The organism is Mitsuaria sp. PDC51 (assembly GCF_900113225.1).
GTDB lineage: Bacteria > Pseudomonadota > Gammaproteobacteria > Burkholderiales > Burkholderiaceae_C > Roseateles.
Genome location: NZ_FOZE01000002.1, coordinates 1549881 through 1569102 on the forward strand (window position 1 = coordinate 1549881; position 19222 = coordinate 1569102).

At 69.6% G+C, this 19222-nt stretch carries 20 protein-coding genes; 12 read left to right on the plus strand and 8 right to left on the minus strand.

Annotation, left to right across the window (positions count from 1 at the left end; genetic code table 11):
• Position 1: 1 nt before the first annotated feature.
• Together cysT and BM393_RS18250 are read right to left on the minus strand one after the other, a co-directional pair.
• Positions 2 to 883, minus strand: coding sequence for a sulfate ABC transporter permease subunit CysT (cysT, locus tag BM393_RS18245; protein ID WP_091729746.1), 882 nt, complete (start codon positions 881 to 883; stop codon positions 2 to 4).
• A gap of 51 nt (positions 884 to 934) precedes the next feature.
• Positions 935 to 1987: a sulfate ABC transporter substrate-binding protein gene (locus BM393_RS18250; protein WP_217648468.1), complete on the minus strand. Its 1053-nt coding sequence runs from the start codon at positions 1985 to 1987 to the stop codon at positions 935 to 937.
• A gap of 483 nt (positions 1988 to 2470) precedes the next feature.
• Here BM393_RS18250 and BM393_RS18255 point away from each other — a divergent pair, with 483 nt between their 5' ends.
• Positions 2471 to 2974 carry a GAF domain-containing protein gene (locus BM393_RS18255; RefSeq protein WP_091729749.1) on the plus strand — a complete coding sequence of 168 codons (504 nt, stop codon included), beginning with the start codon at positions 2471 to 2473 and terminating at the stop codon, positions 2972 to 2974.
• The gene (locus BM393_RS18260) at positions 2971 to 3420 is read left to right on the plus strand and encodes a response regulator (RefSeq protein ID WP_091729751.1); all 450 of its coding nucleotides are present in this window, start codon (positions 2971 to 2973) and stop codon (positions 3418 to 3420) included. The genes BM393_RS18255 and BM393_RS18260 overlap by 4 nt, the downstream gene beginning before the upstream one ends.
• Here BM393_RS18260 and BM393_RS18265 read toward each other — a convergent pair.
• On the minus strand, positions 3398 to 4210 hold the full coding sequence (locus BM393_RS18265) for a glycosyl transferase (protein ID WP_091729754.1): 813 nt from the start codon (positions 4208 to 4210) through the stop codon (positions 3398 to 3400). The two genes, BM393_RS18260 and BM393_RS18265, sit on opposite strands and share 23 nt — an antisense overlap.
• Before the next feature lie 241 nt (positions 4211 to 4451).
• On the opposite strand from BM393_RS18265, the gene BM393_RS18270 reads away from it, so the two are divergent.
• The 4 genes from BM393_RS18270 to BM393_RS18285 all read left to right on the plus strand — a co-directional run bounded on the left by BM393_RS18270 (position 4452) and on the right by BM393_RS18285 (position 8320).
• Positions 4452 to 5387, plus strand: a complete 936-nt coding sequence (locus BM393_RS18270; RefSeq protein WP_091729757.1) for a TauD/TfdA family dioxygenase — start codon at positions 4452 to 4454, stop codon at positions 5385 to 5387.
• Between the two features lie 150 nt (positions 5388 to 5537).
• Positions 5538 to 6521: an ABC transporter substrate-binding protein gene (locus tag BM393_RS18275; protein ID WP_222617131.1), complete on the plus strand. Its 984-nt coding sequence runs from the start codon at positions 5538 to 5540 to the stop codon at positions 6519 to 6521.
• A gap of 2 nt (positions 6522 to 6523) precedes the next feature.
• The gene (locus tag BM393_RS18280) at positions 6524 to 7420 is read left to right on the plus strand and encodes an ABC transporter ATP-binding protein (RefSeq protein ID WP_091729764.1); all 897 of its coding nucleotides are present in this window, start codon (positions 6524 to 6526) and stop codon (positions 7418 to 7420) included.
• A gap of 9 nt (positions 7421 to 7429) precedes the next feature.
• On the plus strand, positions 7430 to 8320 hold the full coding sequence (locus BM393_RS18285; protein WP_091729769.1) for an ABC transporter permease: 891 nt from the start codon (positions 7430 to 7432) through the stop codon (positions 8318 to 8320).
• On the opposite strand, the gene BM393_RS18290 is transcribed toward BM393_RS18285, so the two are convergent.
• Positions 8295 to 8729 carry a type II toxin-antitoxin system VapC family toxin gene (locus BM393_RS18290; RefSeq protein ID WP_254783491.1) on the minus strand — a complete coding sequence of 145 codons (435 nt, stop codon included), beginning with the start codon at positions 8727 to 8729 and terminating at the stop codon, positions 8295 to 8297. The genes BM393_RS18285 and BM393_RS18290 overlap by 26 nt on opposite strands.
• Complete coding sequence (locus BM393_RS18295) at positions 8726 to 8929, minus strand: hypothetical protein (RefSeq protein ID WP_091729773.1); 204 nt, start codon at positions 8927 to 8929, stop codon at positions 8726 to 8728. The genes BM393_RS18290 and BM393_RS18295 overlap by 4 nt, the downstream gene beginning before the upstream one ends.
• Before the next feature lie 395 nt (positions 8930 to 9324).
• Between BM393_RS18295 and BM393_RS18300 the strand changes: the two genes are divergently transcribed.
• From BM393_RS18300 to BM393_RS18320, 5 genes are all read left to right on the plus strand, one after another.
• Positions 9325 to 10740, plus strand: coding sequence for a pyridoxal-phosphate dependent enzyme (locus BM393_RS18300; RefSeq protein ID WP_091729777.1), 1416 nt, complete (start codon positions 9325 to 9327; stop codon positions 10738 to 10740).
• Positions 10737 to 11942 (plus strand): PLP-dependent aspartate aminotransferase family protein, encoded by a 1206-nt coding sequence (locus BM393_RS18305; RefSeq protein WP_091729781.1) that lies wholly within the window; start codon positions 10737 to 10739, stop codon positions 11940 to 11942. Before BM393_RS18300 ends, BM393_RS18305 begins: the two co-directional genes overlap by 4 nt.
• A 287-nt stretch (positions 11943 to 12229) precedes the next feature.
• On the plus strand, positions 12230 to 13168 hold the full coding sequence (locus BM393_RS18310; RefSeq protein WP_091729784.1) for a LysR family transcriptional regulator: 939 nt from the start codon (positions 12230 to 12232) through the stop codon (positions 13166 to 13168).
• A gap of 108 nt (positions 13169 to 13276) precedes the next feature.
• Positions 13277 to 13990 carry a Bax inhibitor-1/YccA family protein gene (locus BM393_RS18315; protein WP_091729789.1) on the plus strand — a complete coding sequence of 238 codons (714 nt, stop codon included), beginning with the start codon at positions 13277 to 13279 and terminating at the stop codon, positions 13988 to 13990.
• 10 nt (positions 13991 to 14000) lie between these two features.
• Positions 14001 to 14402 carry a hypothetical protein gene (locus BM393_RS18320; protein ID WP_091729794.1) on the plus strand — a complete coding sequence of 134 codons (402 nt, stop codon included), beginning with the start codon at positions 14001 to 14003 and terminating at the stop codon, positions 14400 to 14402.
• Positions 14403 to 14419: 17 nt separating this feature from the next.
• Here the strand turns inward: BM393_RS18320 and BM393_RS18325 are convergent, their stop codons facing one another.
• Genes BM393_RS18325 through BM393_RS18335 form a run of 3 tightly spaced genes read right to left on the minus strand, consistent with a single transcriptional unit; the run spans position 14420 to position 16741 of the window.
• The gene (locus BM393_RS18325; protein ID WP_091729797.1) at positions 14420 to 15061 is read right to left on the minus strand and encodes a glutathione S-transferase family protein; all 642 of its coding nucleotides are present in this window, start codon (positions 15059 to 15061) and stop codon (positions 14420 to 14422) included.
• A 31-nt stretch (positions 15062 to 15092) separates the two neighbouring features.
• Complete coding sequence (locus BM393_RS18330; protein WP_091729800.1) at positions 15093 to 15653, minus strand: GNAT family N-acetyltransferase; 561 nt, start codon at positions 15651 to 15653, stop codon at positions 15093 to 15095.
• A 44-nt stretch (positions 15654 to 15697) separates the two neighbouring features.
• Complete coding sequence (locus BM393_RS18335) at positions 15698 to 16741, minus strand: Gfo/Idh/MocA family protein (protein WP_175538404.1); 1044 nt, start codon at positions 16739 to 16741, stop codon at positions 15698 to 15700.
• Between the two features lie 228 nt (positions 16742 to 16969).
• Here BM393_RS18335 and BM393_RS18340 point away from each other — a divergent pair, with 228 nt between their 5' ends.
• Complete coding sequence (locus tag BM393_RS18340; protein WP_091729808.1) at positions 16970 to 19192, plus strand: M3 family metallopeptidase; 2223 nt, start codon at positions 16970 to 16972, stop codon at positions 19190 to 19192.
• Positions 19193 to 19222: the final 30 nt, after the last annotated feature.

Sequence of the window (19222 nt, forward strand, 5' to 3'; positions counted from 1 at the left end):
GTCAGCGCTTCCCGTCCAGTCCGTTGCGGCGCAGGCTCCAGGCCTGCAGTCCGTTGATGCCCAGCAGCAGCACGAACGAGAACACCAGCATCACCACCGCGATCGCGGTAGCGCCGACGTAGTCGTACTGCTCGAGCTTGGTGATGATCATCAGCGGCGTGATCTCGCTGACCATCGGCATGTTGCCGGCGATGAAGATGACCGAGCCGTATTCGCCCACGGCCCGCGCGAAGGCCAGCGCGAAGCCGGTCAACAGCGCCGGCGTCAGCATCGGCAGCACCACCAGGCGGAAGGCCTGCCAGCGGTGCGCGCCCAGCGAGGCGGCGGCCTCCTCGAGCTCGGTGTCCAGGTCCTCGAGCACCGGCTGCACCGTGCGCACGACGAAGGGCAGGCCGATGAAGATCAGCGCCACCAGCACGCCCAGCGGCGTGAAGGCGACCTTGATGCCCAGCGGCTCCAGCCACTGTCCCATCCAGCCATTGGGCGCGTACAGCGCGGTCAGCGCGATGCCGGCCACGGCGGTGGGCAGGGCGAAGGGCAGGTCGATGAGCGCGTCCACCAGCTTCTTGCCCCAGAAGTCGTAGCGCACCAGCGACCACGCCAGGATGAAGCCGAAGATCACGTTGATGAAGGCACCCAGCAGCGCCGCGCCGAAGCTCAGGCGATAGGACGCGAGCACCCGCGGCGAGGTGGCCGCGGCCCAGAAGGCCTCGACGCCATGGCCGGCGGACTTCAGGAAGACCGCGCAGAGCGGGATCAGCACCAGCAGCGAAAGGTAGAAGAGCGTGAAGCCCAGCGTCGGCGCGAAGCCGGGCAGCACGCGGCGTCGCTTGCGGGCGGGCGCCGGGGCGGCCTGCGTCGCGGGGAGCACGGCGGTGTTCATCGGATCAGTCGGTCAGGAATCGGCGGGGAGGGCGGACGGCGCGGGCTTCGATCAGCGGCGCGCGGCCATGATCTGGTCGTAGGTGCCACCGTCGGCGAAGTGCGTCTTGCCGACCTTGGCCCAGCCGCCCAGCGTCTGGTCGACGCTGAACAGCTTGATCGGCGCGTAGCGCTTCTCGTGCTTCTTGAAGATCGCCGGATCGCGCGGGCGGAAGTTGTTCTGGGCAATGATTTCCTGGCCCTCGGGCGTCCACAGGAAGTCCAGGTAGGCCTTGGCCAGCGCGGCCGAGCCCTTCTTGGCGACGACCTTGTCGACGATGGCCACCGGCGCGTCGGCCTCGACCGAGATGCTGGGCGCGACGACCTCGAAGTTGCCCTTGCCGAATTCGTTCTCGATGAGCTCGGCCTCGGACTCGAAGGTCAACAGCACGTCGCCGATGCCGCGCTGGGTGAAGGTGGTGGTGGCGCCGCGGCCACCGCCGTCCAGCACCGGCACGTTGGCCAGCACCTTGGAGACGAAGTCCCGGGCCTGCGCGTCGCTGCCGCCCTTGGCGATGACGCTGCCCCAGGCGGCCAGGTAGCCGTAGCGGCCGTTACCGGTCACCTTGGGGTTGGGAATGATCACCGAGATGCCGGGACGGGCCAGGTCGGCCCAGTCCTTGATGCCCTTGGGATTGCCCTTGCGCACCAGGAACAGCATGGTCGAGCTGTAGGGCGCGGCGCCGTTGGGGAACCTGCTGCGCCAGTCGGCGCCGGTCAGGCCCTTCTCGGCCAGCGTGTCGACGTCGGTGGCCTGGTTCATCGTGACCACGTCCGCCTCCAGCCCGCCGATCACCGAGCCGATCTGCTTGGACGAGCCGCCGTGCGACTGGTTCACCGTGATCGTCTGGCCGGTCTTGGCCTTGTACGCGGCGACGAAGGCCGGATTGATCTGCTTGTAGAGCTCGCGCGCCACGTCGTAGGAGACGTTCAGCAGCGTCGTGGGCTGCTCGGCCGAGGCCAGCATCGGCACGCCCAGCAGCGGCGCCGCGGCGGCCAGCATCAGGGCCCGGCGGCGCGTGGCGGAGAACAGGGAGCGGTTCTTGTGGGCGTTGTTCTGGAACATGGCAAGCAGGCGGAGCCGGCGACGTTGAAGGTCGGGCTGCGAAGCTTGCCAAACAGTCCTTATTCCAGGAACGATTGTTTGAGCATTTGCTTATCTCGCATATCGAATATGCGAGGCGGGCGGGATGAAAGGCGCCAGGACCGCGATCGGGCTCCGCCGGAAGCGCCTCCCCCAAGACCCCGAGGGCGGCCCCCGGTCGCGACCTGGGCTTTCACCATGCCTTCCCGGCGACCCTACTGCCGCCGCCGGCGGGGGCGACATGGGCGCGCCCCGTGGAACGGAGTCTGGTGCGGGTCGCTCGTCGTCGCCAATGCGGAATGCAAGTGAGCAGCGTCGGCCGGCTCATATGGGACGGGCACCGGCCGCGTGCGACAGGCCGCGCTGTCCTCCCTCCGATGGACGAGGGTGGTGGCGAGCGCTGGGGGAGTCGGCTAGGCTGCGCAGGGAGCACGAACCCCACCGCAAGAGCGAGGAACCGCCTCCATGATGACTGCCCCGATCCCCGCGAACGAAGCGGAGCGGATCCAGGCGCTGCGCGAGCTGCTGATCCTGGACACGCCGCCCGAGGAGCGCTTCGATCGCATCGTCGAGTTCGCCGCCGAGGAGTTCGGCGTGCCGATCGCGCTGATCAGCCTGGTCGACGACGACCGCCAGTGGTTCAAGGCCCGCTTCGGCCTGGCGGTGTGCGAGACCGACCGGCGCAGCAGCTTCTGCGGCCATGCCATCCATGTATCGGAGGTGATGGTGGTGTCCGATGCCACCCAGGATCCGCGTTTCGCGGACAACCCGATGGTGCTGGGGCCGCCGCACATCCGCTTCTACGCCGGCGCGCCGCTGGAGATCCGCCCGGGCGTCCGTGTCGGCACCCTGTGCCTGATCGATCGGCGTCGCCGCACGCTGGACGACACCGACCTGGCCATCCTCACGAGCCTGCGGGACGTGGTGGTCTCCGAACTGCTCGGGAAGGCCGCGGAGTCGGGTTCATGAGCGCCGTCGCGCCGCCCCAGCTGCTGCTGGTCGACCCGCATTCGCTGTTCCGCCGCACGGTCGCGATGGTCGCGCGGCAGCTGGGCATCGCGCAGGTGCATGAGTCCAGCAGCCTGGAGGCGGCGCAGCGCCTGCTGGAGCACCAGTCGATGGACGGCCTGCTGCTGGACATCGGGCAGGGGCTGGACGCGCTCGCGCTGCTGCAGAGCGTGCGCGCCGGCGCCCTGCGCTGCCCGCCGTCCACCCCGGTGGCCTTGACCGCCGAGGCCTGCGACCTGCCCACCGCCCAGCTCTACAAGGAGCTGCAGGTGCGCCGCATCATGCTCAAGCCCTTCAAGGTCAAGACCGCGCTGGAGGTCATCCAGGACCTGGCTCGCCCCGAAATCGGCCCAGTGAGGGCCGCGTGCACACGCCCGACGGGGGTCACTCCACCCAATGCTGGGTGAGCCAGGGGGTGGGCAGCACGTAGCTGCGCAGATGGCGCCAGCGGTGCTTGACGCCGCCAGCGAAGGCGGCGCGGAAGTGGTCCCACGGCTTCTCGTGCGGCGGGTCCTGGGTGTTCCAGCGGCCCAGCATCACGTCGGCCGGGTTCGGGCCGCCCGGGAAGGTCACGATGCGCGCGCCGGCCGGCAGCTTGGCCGGCTTGAAGTAGCGCAGCGGGAAGGCCGGCAGGCAGTGCAGGCGGAAATGGCGCGTCCACAGGTGCGGCCAGAACTTGATGCCGCCGGGCACCGACGCGGTCACCCAGTGCTGCTCGAAGCCATGCTTGTCGGCCACGGCCTGGGGGTCGGCGCGGAATTTCTCGATGATGTGCGGGTACTTGCCGACCGGGAAGCGGAACACCGAGGTCTGCCCCAGGCGCTGCATCGGCTTGGCCCAGTTGCGGGCCAGCACCACATCGTCGGGATGGCCGTGGGTGAAGTAGCCGTCGATGTTGTCGACGATCACCGAATCCAGGTCGATGAACAGCACCGGGCCGGACAGGCCGGTCTTCTGGCCCAGGTCGGCGCTCCACATCACCAGCTTGCGCCACTTGCCCAGGGACTTCTTCGGCCATTCGCAGCCGAGCTCCTCCAGCGGGTAGGCATCCACCTCCGGGCGCAGGCCCTCGGCGTTGTCGGTCAGGCAGACCAGGCGGAAATCGCCGGTCACATGCCGGCGCAGCATGCCGTAGAGGCGGTTGACGTATTCCGGGCCGTAAGCGGTGCCCCACTTGACGCAGATGACTTGTTTCATGGGGGAGCGATGGCTCATTTTGGTTGTGGTCTCACCCAGATAGGGAAGGACCACACTATACGCAGCTGCCTGTAACTGGATTGCAAACGGGGCTTTCCGTCTCGATGAGGCGGGACATCGGGCGCCCCGCCGGGCGACTGACGCACCCGCCGCCGGACTGGCTTCGATATGCGATGGGCGCAGTTGGACATGCCAGGACCTTCGTTCCGGCGAGGAAGCGCGCTGCCTAGAGTCGGCGCCCATGACAGCCCTCGCCCCGCCCCTGACCGTCCCGCCGCCGCGGCCCGCCGCGTTCGTGGAAGACGCCGACGAGCCCTCGCAGGCCTTCCAGATCCAGGCCTTCGACGCGCCGCTTGGCGCCGAGGTGCTGGGGCTCGACCTGGCTCGGCCACTGAACGACGCCGACTTCGCGAGACTCCACCGCGCGCACCTGGACCACCACGTCCTCGTCTTCCGCGACCAGCGGATCACGCCCGCGCAGCACATCGCCTTCAGCCGGCGCTGGGGGCCCTTGCAGATCCATGTGCTGCGCAACTTCCAACTGCCGGGCCATCCGGAGATCCTGCAGGTGTCCAACCTCCGCGATGCGCAGGGCCAGCCGGTCGGGCTGGGCGACGCCGGCCAGTACTGGCATTCCGACCTCTCCTACAAGGAGCGCCCCAGCCTGGGTTCGCTGCTGCATGCGCAGGAACTGCCCGCGGAGGGCGGGGACACGCTTTTCGCGAACCAGCATCTCGCCTACGACGGCCTGCCGCTGGCGCTGAAGACCGCGGTCGCCGGCAAGCGGGCGGAGCACAGCTACCTGGCGAAGTACGAGGAACTGCGGGCGCGCAATCCCTGGCGCCCGAAGCTGACGCCGGCGCAGATCGCCGAGGTCAAGCCGGTGTCGCAGCCGGTCGTGCGCATCCACCCGGAGACCGGCCGACGCGCGCTCTTCGTCAGCGAGCACTTCACGACGCGCATCCTGGACCTGCCCGAGGACGAAAGCCGCGACCTGCTGGCGCAGCTCTTCCAGCACAGCAGCCGGGAGAGCATCGTCTACCGCCACCGCTGGCAGGCGCACGACCTGGTGTTCTGGGACAACCGCTCGCTGCTGCACCTGGCCGCGGGCTGTCCGGATTCCCTGCGCCGCCACCTCCACCGCACCACCATCGAGGGCGACGTGCCGGTGGGATGACCCACCCCGTTGCTGCGTCACCCGCCCCTTCGAGGGCCCCCTCTTGATCGCCCTCCAGCGGGCGAGCCCGAGGTCCCTGGCGCCACTGGCGTCCCGCACATCGTCCGATCCCACTTCCCCGCCATGACCTCTTCCTTCAAGAAACCCCTGATGGCCGCCCTCGGACTGGCGCTCGCGCTGGCCGGCACCGCCTCGCAGGCGGAAGGCAAGCTCCGCATCGCCGAGCAGTTCGGCATCGTGTACCTGCTGCTCAACGTCGCCCAGGACCAGCAGCTGATCGAGAAGCACGGCAAGGCCGCCGGCGTCGACATCCAGGTCGAGCGCGTGCAGCTGTCCGGCGGACCGGCGATCAACGAGGCGCTGCTGTCCGGCAGCATCGACATCGCCGGCGCGGGCGTCGGCCCGCTGCTGACGCTGTGGGACAAGACGCAGGGGCGGCAGAACGTGCGCGGCATCGCCTCGCTGGGCAACTTCCCGTACTACCTGACCAGCAGCAATCCCGCCGTCAAGAGCATCGACGACTTCAGCGACAAGGACCGCATCGCGCTGCCGGCGGTGGGCGTGTCGGTGCAGTCGCGCATCCTGCAGCTGGCCTCGGCCAGGCGCTGGGGCGATGCACAGTTCAACCGGCTGGACCGCCTGCAGGTCGCCTTGCCGCATCCGGAAGCGACCGCGGCGCTGATCAAGGGCGGCACCGAGATCAACGCCCACTTCGGCAACCCGCCGTTCCAGGAACAGGGCCTGGCGGGCAATCCCAACGTGCATGTGGTGCTCAGCAGCTACGAGGTGCTGGGCGGGCCGGCGTCGGCCACGGTGCTGTACACGACGGAGAAGTTCCGGCGCGACAACCCGAAGACCTACAAGGCCTTCGTCGGCGCGCTGGCCGAGGCGGCGGACTTCATCGCGAAGCACCCCGAGCGCGCGGCCGACATCTACATCCGCAACGAGAACTCCAAGGTGCCCAAGGACCTGCTGCTGAAGGTGATCAAGAACCCGGAGGTGCAGTTCAAGATCACGCCGCAGAACACCTTCGCGCTGGCGTCCTTCATGCATCGGATCGGCGCGATCAAGAACAAGCCGGCCTCCGCGCAGGATTACTTCTTCGACGATCCGCACAACGCGGCGGGGAGCTGAGCATGAGCGCGGTGCTGGAACGGCTTGACGCGATCGACACCCGGCCTGGCTGCGAGGTGTGCGAGGCCGGCGGCCAGGCGGCGGGCGTGCCGCTGGCGCAGCAGGCGCGGTTGAGGGTGGAAGGCGTCAGCCTCGAATACCGCGGCGAGCGCGGCCCGATCCGCGCGACCCATCGCGTCGGCTTCGACGTGATGCCGTCGGAGCGCTTCGTGCTGCTTGGCGCGTCGGGCTGCGGGAAGTCCTCGCTCCTGAAGGCGGTCGGCGGCTTCATCGCGCCCGCCGAGGGCCGGATCCTCGTCGACGGCCGACCGATCGACGGACCCGGGCCGGACCGCATCGCGGTGTTCCAGGAATTCGACCAACTGCCGCCGTGGAAGACGGTGCTGGAGAACGTCGCGTTCCCGCTGATCGCCTCGGGGTCGTCGCCGCGCAAGGTGGCGCTGGAGCAGGCGGGGGACTGGCTCGCCCGCGTGGGCCTGGCGGACTTCGCGTCGGCCTATCCGCATCAGCTGTCCGGCGGCATGAAGCAGCGCGTCGCGATCGCCCGCGCGCTGGCGATGAAGCCGCGCGTGCTGTTGATGGACGAGCCCTTCGCCGCGCTGGATGCGCTGACCCGACGTCGCATGCAGGACGAGCTGCTGGCGCTGTGGGAGCAGGAGCGCTTCACCTTGCTCTTCGTGACCCATTCGATCGAGGAGGCCTTGATCGTCGGGCACCGGGTGCTGGTGCTGTCGCCGCATCCGGGACGGGTGCGGGCGGAGTTGAATGCGCAAGGGCTGACGCCGGCGCAGCGGGCCGCGCAGGCCAATCGCATCGAACGACTGCTGTTCGGCGACCCGGCGGCGGTCGATGCGATCAGCGAGCCGGTGGCTGCTGAACGGGCCGCGGCCCTGACTTGAGGAGGCGCGATGACCGTGACCGCGTTGCCGACATCTCGGCTGCTGGATCCCGCCGCGCGCGCCGAGCGCGAATTCGCGCTGACCGACGCCCCGCCGGTCGAGGCGACGCCCGTGCCGCTGTGGCGGCGCGCGCTGGACTCGAGCGCCTGGCGCCAGGCCGCGCTGCTGGCGCTGCTGGCTGCGTTGTGGGAGATCGCCGCGCGCGCCGCCGGCAACGACCTGCTGTTGCCGACCTTCACCGCGGCCGCGAGCGCCCTCTGGGAGGGGCTCGCCAGCGGGGAGTTGCTGCAGCGGGCGTTCATCTCGCTGAGGCTGCTGCTGCAGGGTTATGCGCTGGGCGTGACGCTCGCGCTGGGTTTGACGGCGCTGGCCACTTCGTCGCGCTGGGGCCGGGACCTGCTGTCCAGCCTGACGGCGATGTTCAATCCGCTGCCCGCGATCGCGCTGCTGCCGCTGGCGCTGCTGTGGTTCGGACTGGGCTCGGGGAGCCTGATCTTCGTGCTGGTGCATGCGGTGCTGTGGCCGCTGGCGCTGGCGGCTTCGGCGGGGTTCGCGGCGGTGCCCGAAACGCTGCGCATGGCGGGCCGCAACTATGGCCTCAGGGGGCCGCGCTATGTCGCGCAGATCCTGCTGCCCGCGGCGCTGCCGGCCATCCTGTCGGGGTTGCGCGTGGGCTGGGCTTTCGCGTGGCGGACGCTGATCGCCGCGGAGCTGTTCTTCGGCGCCTCCTCGGGCCAGGGCGGCCTGGGCTGGTACATCTTCCAGAACCGCAACGAGCTGATGACCGATCGCGTCTTCGCGGGACTCGCGTTGGTGATCCTGATCGGATGGCTGGTCGAGCGGCTGGTGTTCAGCACGATCGAACGCGTGACGGTCAGGCGGTGGGGCATGCAGCGCTGAAGGCCTTGTCGAGGGGCGCATGCGGTCTGGCCGGCGTCTCGGCGTGAGCGATGCCCAAACGCCTCGCGAGCGCCGCGAGTCGCCTGTCTGTGGCCCAAAGGCACGCGCCAGGCGTCTTGAGCGTTGACATCAGCAATGCGATGTCGACCAGCCCGCAACCCTTGCCGAAGATCCGCTGTCCTTCGATCAGGCCGATCACCTCGTCCACGTCGACCGGCGCGCTCAGCTCCAGGTCTTCCAGCGTCGAGAGCGCGGTCGTCCGCGGCTCCGGCAAGGTGCCGCAACGAAGCTCCCCGAGGATCATCGGATGCGCGAGCACGACGTCCAGTTCGAGGAGTGCCAGGAGCGATGGATTGGCGCGGCGGAAGTGGTCGATCCAGACCGAGGTGTCCACGACGACCTTCATCATTGCAGGTCCCTCTCGTCCTCCGGATCCTGCCGACGACGCGGAATGTCGGGCAGGTGGGGGGCTATGCCACCCATCGTGGCCAGGCGAAGTTGCGCTTGGCGAGCAATGAACCAGCGCAATGCCGTGTTGATGAGCTGCTCGCGACTCATGGGCTGGTCCGCGACTTCGAGCGCGCGTTGGCAAAGCGCTTCGTTGATCATGACTGTCCCCGGGGTGCGTTGAAGAAGGGCATGAGCTTGCCCCGCCTCGCCCCCGCCGTCAGTGGCCTGTTCCTATGCCGCTGCCGGACCGACCCACCGACTCCAGTGGTGCCGCCCCCAAAAACAAACGCCCCGGCCGAAGCCGGGGCGCTGCTCGCATCGGATGACAAGGGTCAGTTCATGGCTGGGTCTTGGACTTCCTCATGCTGGACGACATGGATAAAGGGTAGGGACGCGGCGCCACGCCGGGAACGAAGCGAAGCGGATAAGCTGCGGCGACAACCGCGCTTGGAGCGACCCGCTCCCGGCAGATAGGCTGCGCGGTTTGCCCGCGTCCGGTACCACCCCGCCGGACGCGTCGCCGGACCATCCCACCAGGATCACAAGGAGCGCCCATGAGTGCCAAGGAGACCTCTTCCCCCACCGCGTCGCCAGCGATCGAGCGGCCCGACCGCCCCGCCGTGCTGGACCTGATCGGCAACACGCCGCTGGTGCCGGTGAACCGGCTCGACACCGGCCCCTGCCAGCTCTTCCTGAAGCTGGAATCGCAGAACCCCGGCGGCTCGATCAAGGACCGCATCGGCCTGTCGATGATCGAGGCCGCCGAACGCGACGGCCTGCTCCCGCCCGGCGGCACCGTCGTCGAGGCCACGGCCGGCAATACCGGGCTCGGGCTCGCGCTGGTCGCGCGGGCGAAGGGCTACCGGGTCGTGCTGGTCGTGCCGGACAAGATGTCGGCCGAGAAGGTGCTGCAGCTCAAGGCGCTCGGCGCCGAGGTGCACATCACCCGCTCCGACGTCGGCAAGGGCCACCCCGACTACTACCAGGACCGCGCCGCGCGCCTGGTCCGGGACCTCCCCGGCGCCTGGTACGCCGACCAGTTCAACAACCCCAACAACCCGCTCGCGCACGAGACCACCACCGGTCCGGAGATCTGGCAGCAGGTCGGCCACCGGATCGACGCGCTGGTCTGCGGCGTCGGCTCCGGCGGCACGATCACCGGTCTGTCGCGCTTCTTCGCCAAGGTCCGGCCGGGCCTGGACGTGGTGCTGGCCGATCCGGCCGGCTCCATCCTCAAGGACTTCATCGAGACCGGCAGCTTCGGCGAGGCCGGCTCCTGGGCCGTCGAGGGCATCGGCGAGGACTTCGTGCCGCCGATCGCGGACCTGAGCGGCGTGCGCCACGCCTACGCGATCACCGACGAGGAGAGCTTCGCCACCGCGCGCGACCTGTACCGCGCCGAGGGCATCCTGGCGGGCTCGTCCACCGGCACGCTGCTGGCCGCGGCGCTGAAGTACTGCCGCGCGCAGACCACGCCCAAGCGCGTGGTGACGCTGGTCTGCGACACGGGCACCCGCTATCTCTCCAAGGTCTACAACGACCCGTGGATGTTCGACCAGGGCCTGCTCAAACGCGAGAGCAAGGGCGACCTGCGCGACCTGATCGCGCGGCGGCCGGAGGATGGCGCCGTCATCAGCGTCAGCCCCGAGGACACGCTGGCCACCGCCTTCTCGCGCATGCGCCAGGCCGAGGTCTCGCAGCTGCCGGTGCTCAAGGACGGGAAGCTGGTGGGCCTGCTGGACGAGTCCGACCTGCTCGCGCAGATGCACATGGACGCGCGCCACTTCAAGGACAGCGTCGACAGCGCGATGAGCCATGATGTGCAGACGCTGCCGCCGGGCGCGCCGCTGTCCGACCTGATCGCGCAGCTGCGCAAGGGCCTGGTGGCCGTGATCGCCGACGATCGCGGCTTCCACGGCCTCGTCACCCGCTTCGACCTGTTGAACCACCTGCGAAAGGGCTTGTCATGAGCCATTCCCCCGAGAAAGACAACGACCATCCGGCCGACGCCGACCTGCGCTTCGACACGCGCGCGATCCATGGCGGCCAACGCCCCGATCCGCTGACCGGCGCGGTGATGCCGCCGATCTACGCGACCTCCACCTACCGCCAGCGGAGCCCTGGCGTCCACCAGGGCTACGAATACGGCCGCACCCACAATCCGACCCGCCAGGCCTATGAGCGCGCGATCGCCAGCCTGGAGGGCGGCGTGCAGGGCTACGCCTTTTCGTCGGGCCTGGCCGCGATGGCGACGGTGCTGGACACGCTGGACGCGGGCTCGCACATCGTCGCGGGCGACGATCTCTACGGCGGCAGCTACCGGCTGTTCGAGCGCGTGCGCAAGCGCAGCGCCGGCCTGCAGGTGAGCTACGTCGACAGCAGCGATCCTGAGAACGTCCGCGCCGCGCTGCGGCCCGAGACGAAGATGATCTGGATCGAGACGCCCAGCAACCCGCTGCTGAAGCTGACCGACCTGGCCGCCGTCGCGAAGCTCGCGCGCGAGCACGGCGCGCTGGCCATCGCCGACAACACCTTCGCCAGCCCCTGGGCGCAGCGTCCGCTGGAACTGGGCTTCGACGCGGTGATGCATTCGGCGACGAAGTACCTCAACGGGCACAGCGACGTCATCTCCGGCGTGGTCGTGGTCGGGGGCGAGCAGCGCCAGGCGGCGCTGCGCGAGCAGCTCGAGTTCCTGCACAACGCGGTGGGCTCGATCGCCGGCCCCTTCGACAGCTTCCTCGCGCTGCGCGGGCTCAAGACGCTGGCGCTGCGCATGGCGCGCCACAACGAGAGCGCGCTGGCACTCGCCCGCTGGCTGGAAGGCCAGCCCAAGGTGCGCCGTGTCCACTATCCGGGCCTGGAAAGCCATCCGCAGCAGGCGCTCGCCCAGCGCCAGATGCGCGGCGGTGGCGGGATGATCAGCGTCCAGCTCGACACCGACCTGGCCGGCGCGCGCCGCTTCCTGGAGCGGGTGCGGATCTTCTCGCTGGCCGAGAGCCTGGGCGGCGTCGAGAGCCTGATCTCGCTGCCGGCGCTGATGACGCACGCGTCGATCCCGGTGGAGACGCGGGCGCGGCTGGGCATCACCGATTCGCTGGTGCGGATCTCCGCCGGCATCGAGGACCTCGAGGACCTGCGCGACGACCTGAAGGCGGGCCTGGACGCCGTCTGACCGAGGGGCGCGCCGCGGGAATTCCGCGGCGGACGAACGCGCCGGGGCCGGGAGGCCGCCGGCGCGTTCTGCTTTTCCGAACCGCTGGCCGCACAAGAATCGAAGTGCGACGTGAAGAATGCGTGAAGATGCGCGCGTCAAACGCGCGAAGCGTTGCGCCGCCAAGTGGCGAATCCACGCGCACCGGATTTGTTGGCTCGTCGGAAAAACCTTCGACAAGTCTTTCTTAACTTCCGTTTAAGCGAAGTTATTTATGATCCGGCTTCGTTTTTCTCGGAGGCCCTCTCATGTCTGCCCTCAACTACCGCCATCTGCACTACTTCTGGGTCGTCGCCAAGGAGGGCGGCTTCGCCCGGGCGGCGGATCGCCTCGGCATGGCGGTGCAGACGATCAGCGCGCAGGTGCGGGAGCTCGAGCGCTCGCTGGGCCATCAGCTGCTCAAGCCGGAAGGCCGCGGCCTGGTGCTGACCGAAGCCGGCCAAGCCGCCTTCGCCCGCGCCGAGGAGATCTTCCAGATCGGCCAGATGGTGCCGCACGAGGTCCACGAGGCGGCCACGCAGCGCGTGCAGCGCCTGTCGGTGGGCTTGTCTGACGGTCTGTCCAAGCTGGCCGCCCATGCCCTGCTGGCGCCGGTCCTGGACACGCCGAACCTGCGCCTCGTCTGCCATGAGGGCGAGGTCGACCAATTGATCGGCGAGCTGGCCCTGCACCACCTGGACCTGGTGCTCACCGACCAGCCCGCGCCGGTGAATCCGACGCTGCGCATCACCAGCCAGCTGCTGGCCAGCACCTCGGTCGACTGGTACGGCCCCGCGGAACTGGTCGAGCGCGCCCGTCGCGCGCCGAACAAGGGCTTCCCTCACGTGCTGGAGACGCTGCCGGTGCTGCTGCCGACGCGCCACGCCTCGCTGCGCGCGGGCCTGGAGCGCTGGTTCGAGCAGCACCACATCCGGCCGCAGATCGTCGGCGAGTTCGAGGACAGCGCGCTGATGAGCGTCTTCGCCGCGCGCGGGCTGGGCGTCTTCCCGGTCAGCCGATTGGGCGCGGACGACCTGTCGATGATGGCCGGCCTGCACCTGCTCGGCCAGACCGAGGTCGTCGAGGACGTCCACGGCATCTACTCGCGCCGCGGCCAGAACCATCCGCTGGTGGCCAAGCTGCTGCAGCGTCGCGGCACGCAGGAACCGGCGATGGACAACGAATCGGAAATTGCTTCAGAAGAATGAGATTGAAGCAGGTTTATACGAAGTGAAGACGACGTTAAGGTCCGCACCTCGTGCGCGCGAGAGCGCGCGTTCCGTCCAACGGCTCACTCGGATCCAGGAGAACCAGTCATGAGCGACTACCAACGACATCCGGCGTCCCCCTCGGCCTGGACGCCCGCCACCGCCAGCGGCGGCGATTCGGTCTTCACCCAGCGCGCCGACGTGGCGCGCGTGCTGCGCAACACCTATGCGCTGCTGTCGATGACGCTGCTGTTCAGCGGCGCGGTGGCGGCGGCCGCGGTGGCGTTCAAGCTGCCCGCCCCGGGCATGATCCTGACGCTCATCGGCTACTTCGGCCTGCTGTTCGCGATCCACAAGACGCAGCATTCCGCCGCGTCGGTGCCGCTGGTCTTCGCGCTGACCGGCTTCATGGGCTACACCCTGGGCCCGCTGCTGAGCGCCATCCTGAACCTGCCCGGCGGCGCCAACACGATCGCCCTGGCGCTGGGCACTACCGGCGCGACCTTCCTGGTGCTGTCGGCCTATGTGCTGGCGACCAAGAAGGACTTCAGCTTCATGGGCGGCTTCCTGTTCGCCGGCATGATCATCGCGATCCTGGCGTCGCTGGCCAACCTGTTCTTCCAGCTGCCGATGCTGGCGATGGTGGTCTCGGGCGTCGTGGCGCTGCTGTCGGTGGGCATGATCCTGTTCCACACCAGCATGATCGTGAACGGCGGCGAGCGGAACTACGTGATGGCCACGGTCAGCCTGTTCGTCTCGCTGTTCAACCTGTTCACCAGCCTGCTGAGCATCTTCGGCTTCGCCGGCTCCAGCGACGACTGACGGCGCGACGATGAAGACCTTGCTGTGGTCCTTGACCGGCGTGTTCGCGCTGGTCTGGAGCGGACTGGCCTGGGCGGCGGCCGGCCTGGTGCGCTGGACGGTGGAGGCGCTCTCCACCGGCCGCGCCACCGAGCTTGGCAAGGCCGCGGTCGAGTTCAAGTTCCCGGCCTGGGCCGAGCCCTTCCTCGACACCGGGCTGCTCGAGATGCTCCAGTCCTTCGTGCGCTGGCTGATGGAGATGGCGGGCACCGGCGCCCCGATGGCCGGGACGGCGATCGGCTGGCTGGTGCCGGTGGTGTGGGTCACCTGGGCCTTCGGGCTGACGGCGCTGATCGTGATCGCGCTGCTGCTCAATCACCTGATCAAGAGCCTGCCGCGCACCGGCGGCGGCACAGCAGCGGCGACACGCTGACGCGTCCCCGGCCTCGTTCAGCCCCCGCAGGGCTGGACGAGGCCGTCGCCATGAGGCGCGGCGCGGAACTCGGGCAGCTGCTCGACCTCGGTCGCATAGGCGATCAGCGTCTGCAGCCGCTCCGCCGGCGGCAGCAGCTCCGGCGTCATCTGCCGGACGAATTCCCACATCACGCCGATCGTGATGCCCGCCAGGCCGATCGCGTCGCGCTCGGCCGAGAGCGGCGCCTTGCCCATCTCCGCCTCGAGCTCCAGCAGCGCGGCGCGCAGCTGGGCGCCCACCCGCTCGAGCCAGGGCGCATGCTGCTTGTCGTCCGGGCGCAGCTGCTGCTCGTACACCGCCTGCACGCTCTTGTCGGTGGCCGCCAGCGCCAGGCCGATCAGCCGCAGTGCGCGCTTGAGCGCCGGATCGCTGGGCGGCAGCAGCGCCCGTCCCGGCGACAGCGACTGCGCGTACTGCAGGATCAGCGTCGAATCCATCAGCACCGTGCCGTCGTCGCAGACGAAGGTCGGCGCCTTGACGACCGGGTTGATGCGGCTGAATTCGTCGAAGGTGCGGAACACCGACAGCGAGCGGTGCTCGAAGTGCAGGCCCAGCAGCTGCATCGCGATCGCGGCGCGGCGGACGTAGGGGGAGTCGAGCATGCCGATGAGCTGCATGGCGGAACTTTCGTGAGGGGACGTGGTGGGCTCAGGCGCCGGCGGGCAGCGCCACGGTGAAGCGGTAGAGGCAGCACTCGTCGCCGTGGAGGGTGCGGACCTCGCGATCGATCTCGCCGGCGGCGCGGCCGCGGATGACGCCGGGCCAGAACTGCGCGGCGGGGGTGTTGGCCATCAGGTGGTAGACCTCCCAGCGGCCCGGGAAGCGCGCCAGCACCTCGCCGGCCGCGCGCGCCGCCAGGCCGTGGCCGCGATAACCCCGCGCGAGGAAGAAGTAGCCCATGTTGTGGTCGGACTGGCTGTCCTCGCAGTCGCGGTCGACCACCGCGAAGCCGGCCAGTTCGTCGCCGACCCAGATCAGGAACGGATGCACGTCCGGCTGCGCCCAGTACGGCGCCTTGGGCCGCAGCTGGTAGCGCCCCTCGGGCGCGAACGCCACCGGCGTCCACTCGCTGAGGTCGTAGTTGTAGAACTGCATCAGGTTCTCGATGCGCGGCAGGTCGTCGGGCGCCGCGCGCTCGATCCGTAGCGCCGGGCTGTCGGGACGCGGCACGGGGATCGAGTCGGAAAAGGCGCCGGGTCGTGTCTCCATGAGGCCTCGCTGCTGGCTGTTCCTGTGGTCTTCTCCCGGCCGCGTCAGCGCGGCGGCGGGAAGTCGTCGTCGAAGGGATAGCGCACGCCGGCCAGCGCGCGGATGCGATCCATCCAGCCGAGCACCGCCAGCGTCTCCGCATGCGGGACCACCGGGCTTTCGATCTCACCGGCGCGGGCGCAGCGCATCGCCTCGCGGATCTCGTTCTCGAAGCCGTTGATCTCGAAAGGGCGCTCGATCGTCTCGACCGTGCCGCGCGCCGGCAGCCACTGCAGACGCGTCGCTTCCCAGAAGGTCTCCGGCAGCACGATGGCGCCAGCCGCGCCCAGCACCTGCATCGTGTTGGGCGCGAAGGTGTCCACCGCGCAATGGAACTGCGACACCAGCCCGTCGCCGAAGTCCAGCGCCACCGCCAGCCGCGCGTCCACGCCGGTCGGCGCGAGCTTGGCCCGCACCTGCAGGTCCACCAGCGGCGGCACCTCGCCGAGCGCGTGCTGCAGCACCCAGCGCGTGGCGGTCAGGTTGTAGATGCCGACGTCCAGCAGCGCGCCGCCGGCCAGCGCCGGGCTGAAGATGCGGCTGTCGGGGTCGTAGGGCGCGGGGAAGCAGAAGCTCGATTGCAGCCCGTGCAGCGCGCCGAGGCGGCCGTCGCGCAGCCAGGTCGCGAGTTCCTGGTAGGCCGGCAGGAAACGCGTCCAGACGGCTTCCATCAGGAAGCTCCGGTGCGTGCGCGCGGCCTCGACCAGGCGGCGGCCCATCTCCTGATTGGGCACCAGCGACTTCTCGCACAGCACCGCCTTGCCGGCGCGCAGCGCGGCCAGGACGGGCTCGTAGTGCTGGCCATGGGGCGTGGCCACGTAGACGCCGTCGATGGCCGGATCGGCCAGCAGCACCGCCGGATCGGTGTGGGCGAGCACGGCGGGTTCTCCCGCTGCGGACCAGCGGTCGGCGAACTGCTGCGCGCGATGGGCATCGCGGCCGCAGACCGCATGCAGGCGGCAGCCGTCGAGGCGCGCGACGGCATCGGCGAAGCGATGGGCGATCGCGCCCGGGCCGATCACGGCCCACTGGAAGGTGGAGTCGGACATGGGTCGGTGGGGAAGCGGGCCGGTCCCGCGATGTGCGGCAAGGGGAGCCGACATGCTAATCGCCAACGCCGTCGTGACGTCTTGCCGCGGAAGGCCTCAGGGTTGTCCCGGGGCAGGGTTCGCCACGGGGGCGGACGACGCCCATGCCCTTCGTTCCCGGCGGGGTCATCGGCTAAGGTGGCGGCCTCGCACAACACGAATGCCTGTGACCCACGCGGGCCGTCTCCCATGAGGATTCCCTTCGTCCTGGCCGCCACCGTGGCCCTCGCCGCGCCCGTCCTGGCGCAGACCGTCACGCCCGCCGCGGCCCCGGCCTCCGCCGTGGCGTCGGCCGCCACCGGCGCGCCGTCCGCCAACCTGCTGCTGGCGCCGAGTCCGCTGCCGCTGCAGTACCCGCCGTTCGACCGCATTCCCGACGCCGACATCGGCCCCGCGCTCGACCAGGGCATGGCGGAGCAGCTGGCCGAGGTGGCCGCGATCGCCGACAACCCGGCCGCGCCGACCTTCGACAACACCATCGTGGCGCTCGAACGCGGCGGCCGCACGCTGGGCCGCGCGACCACGCTGCTGATGAGCCTCACCGGCGCCGACGCCAACCCCGCGCGGCTGAAGCTGCAGGCCGACTACGCCACCCGCCTGGCCGCGCACCGCGATGCGATCCAGCTCAATCCCAAGCTCTTCGCCCGCATCGAGGCGCTGTACCAGCGCCGCGCCGCGCTGGGCCTGGGCGCGCAGGAGCAGCGCCTGATCGAACGCCAGTACCAGCAGTTCCTGCGCGCCGGCGCGAAGCTTGACGAGGACGGCAAGGCCCGCATGAAGGCGATCAACGCCGAGATGGCGCAACTGGGGGCGCGCTTCAACCAGAACGTCCTGGCGGAAGTGAACGACTCGGCGGTCGTCGTCGACAGCCTGGAGGAGCTCAAGGGCCTGGACGAGGAGCAGATCTCCGCCGCCGCGGCGGCTGCGAAGGCCCGCGGCCTGGACGGCAAGTACCTGATCGCGCTGCTGAACACGACCGGCCAGCCGGTGCTGGCGCAGCTGGAGAACCGCGCGCTGCGCCAGCGGGTGTACGAGGCCTCGGTGGCACGCGGCTCGCGCGGCAATGCCTTCGACAACACCGCGCTGGTCTCACGCGTGGTCACGCTGCGGGCCGAGCGGGCGCGGCTGCTGGGCTTCGCCACGCATGCCGACTTCGTGCTCAAGGATGAGACGGCCAAGACCCAGCAAGCCGTCAACGGCATGCTGCGCCAGCTGGCGCCGTCGGCGGTCGGCGCGGCCCGGCGCGAGGGCGCCGAACTGCAGGCCGTGATCGATCGCGAGCAGGCCGCGCGTCATCAGCCCTCGTTCAAGCTGGCCGCCTGGGACTGGAGCTTCTACAGCGAGAAGCTGCGGGCCGAGAAGTACGGCTTCGACGAGTCGCAGCTCAAGCCCTACCTCGAGATGAGGAACGTGCTGGAGAACGGCGTGTTCTACGCGGCGGGGCAGCTCTACGGCCTCAAGTTCAAGGAGCGCCGCGACCTGCCGGTCTACCACCCCGACGTGCTGGTCTACGACGTCTTCAACGCGGACGGCTCGCAGCTGGCGATCTTCCTGGCCGACCTGTACGCGCGGCCCTCCAAGCGCGGTGGCGCGTGGATGAATGCCTACGTCGACCAGAGCGGGCTGATGAACCAGAAGCCGGTGGTGGCGAATCACCTCAACATCCCGAAGCCGGCCGACGGCAAGCCCACGCTGCTGACCTGGGACGAGGTGACGACGCTGTTCCACGAGTTCGGGCATGCGCTGCACGGCATGTTCTCCAACGTGAAGTACCCGAGCATGGCCGGCACCAAGGTGCCGCGCGACTTCGTCGAGTACCCGTCGCAGGTCAACGAGATGTGGGCCGATTGGCCCAGCGTGCTGGCGAACTACGCGAAGCACTACAAGACCGGCGAGCCGATGCCGCGCGCGTTGCTGGACAAGGTGCTGGCGGCCAAGCAGTTCAACCAGGGTTTCGCCTCGACCGAGTACCTGAGCGCCGCGAGCCTGGACCAGCGCTGGCACCAGCTGCCGCTGGACCGGATCCCGGCGGCCGACGGCGTGATGGCCTTCGAGGCCCAGGCGCTGCGCGAGGAGGGCTACGACTACGACGCGGTGCCGCCGCGCTACCGCACGCCCTACTTCAGCCACATCATGGGCGGCTACGCGGCCGGTTATTACGCCTACGTGTGGTCGGAGGTGCTGGACGCCAACACGGTGCAGTGGTTCAAGGCCAATGGCGGCCTCAAGCGCGAGCTGGGCGACACCTTCCGCGCCAAGCTGCTGTCGCAGGGCGGCAGCCAGGACGCGCTGACGCTGTTCCGCGGCGTCGTCGGCCACGAGCCGCAGATCCAGCCGCTGCTGGAGCGCCGCGGGCTGGTCCTTGAGAAGACCCGCACCGCCGGGTCGCCGCAGCAGGCGGCGCAGCCCTGATCGCAGGCGGCGCCCGCCGCGAGCGGGCGC

Bases quoted from the DNA above. Each gene is read 5' to 3' on its own strand.
- BM393_RS18335 (WP_175538404.1), bottom strand. From the start codon at position 16,741: ATGTCCGACTCCACCTTCCAGTGGGCCGTGATCGGCCCGGGCGCGATC.
- BM393_RS18315 (WP_091729789.1), top strand. From the start codon at position 13,277: ATGAGCGACTACCAACGACATCCGGCGTCCCCCTCGGCCTGGACGCCC.
- BM393_RS18255 (WP_091729749.1), top strand. From the start codon at position 2,471: ATGATGACTGCCCCGATCCCCGCGAACGAAGCGGAGCGGATCCAGGCG.
- BM393_RS18295 (WP_091729773.1), bottom strand. From the start codon at position 8,929: ATGATCAACGAAGCGCTTTGCCAACGCGCGCTCGAAGTCGCGGACCAG.
- BM393_RS18300 (WP_091729777.1), top strand. From the start codon at position 9,325: ATGAGTGCCAAGGAGACCTCTTCCCCCACCGCGTCGCCAGCGATCGAG.
- BM393_RS18280 (WP_091729764.1), top strand. From the start codon at position 6,524: ATGAGCGCGGTGCTGGAACGGCTTGACGCGATCGACACCCGGCCTGGC.
- BM393_RS18270 (WP_091729757.1), top strand. From the start codon at position 4,452: ATGACAGCCCTCGCCCCGCCCCTGACCGTCCCGCCGCCGCGGCCCGCC.
- BM393_RS18290 (WP_254783491.1), bottom strand. From the start codon at position 8,729: ATGATGAAGGTCGTCGTGGACACCTCGGTCTGGATCGACCACTTCCGC.
- BM393_RS18285 (WP_091729769.1), top strand. From the start codon at position 7,430: ATGACCGTGACCGCGTTGCCGACATCTCGGCTGCTGGATCCCGCCGCG.
- BM393_RS18265 (WP_091729754.1), bottom strand. From the start codon at position 4,210: ATGAAACAAGTCATCTGCGTCAAGTGGGGCACCGCTTACGGCCCGGAA.
- BM393_RS18275 (WP_222617131.1), top strand. From the start codon at position 5,538: ATGGCCGCCCTCGGACTGGCGCTCGCGCTGGCCGGCACCGCCTCGCAG.
- cysT (WP_091729746.1), bottom strand. From the start codon at position 883: ATGAACACCGCCGTGCTCCCCGCGACGCAGGCCGCCCCGGCGCCCGCC.
- BM393_RS18260 (WP_091729751.1), top strand. From the start codon at position 2,971: ATGAGCGCCGTCGCGCCGCCCCAGCTGCTGCTGGTCGACCCGCATTCG.
- BM393_RS18320 (WP_091729794.1), top strand. From the start codon at position 14,001: ATGAAGACCTTGCTGTGGTCCTTGACCGGCGTGTTCGCGCTGGTCTGG.
- BM393_RS18250 (WP_217648468.1), bottom strand. From the start codon at position 1,987: ATGTTCCAGAACAACGCCCACAAGAACCGCTCCCTGTTCTCCGCCACG.
- BM393_RS18330 (WP_091729800.1), bottom strand. From the start codon at position 15,653: ATGGAGACACGACCCGGCGCCTTTTCCGACTCGATCCCCGTGCCGCGT.
- BM393_RS18325 (WP_091729797.1), bottom strand. From the start codon at position 15,061: ATGCAGCTCATCGGCATGCTCGACTCCCCCTACGTCCGCCGCGCCGCG.
- BM393_RS18310 (WP_091729784.1), top strand. From the start codon at position 12,230: ATGTCTGCCCTCAACTACCGCCATCTGCACTACTTCTGGGTCGTCGCC.
- BM393_RS18305 (WP_091729781.1), top strand. From the start codon at position 10,737: ATGAGCCATTCCCCCGAGAAAGACAACGACCATCCGGCCGACGCCGAC.
- BM393_RS18340 (WP_091729808.1), top strand. From the start codon at position 16,970: ATGAGGATTCCCTTCGTCCTGGCCGCCACCGTGGCCCTCGCCGCGCCC.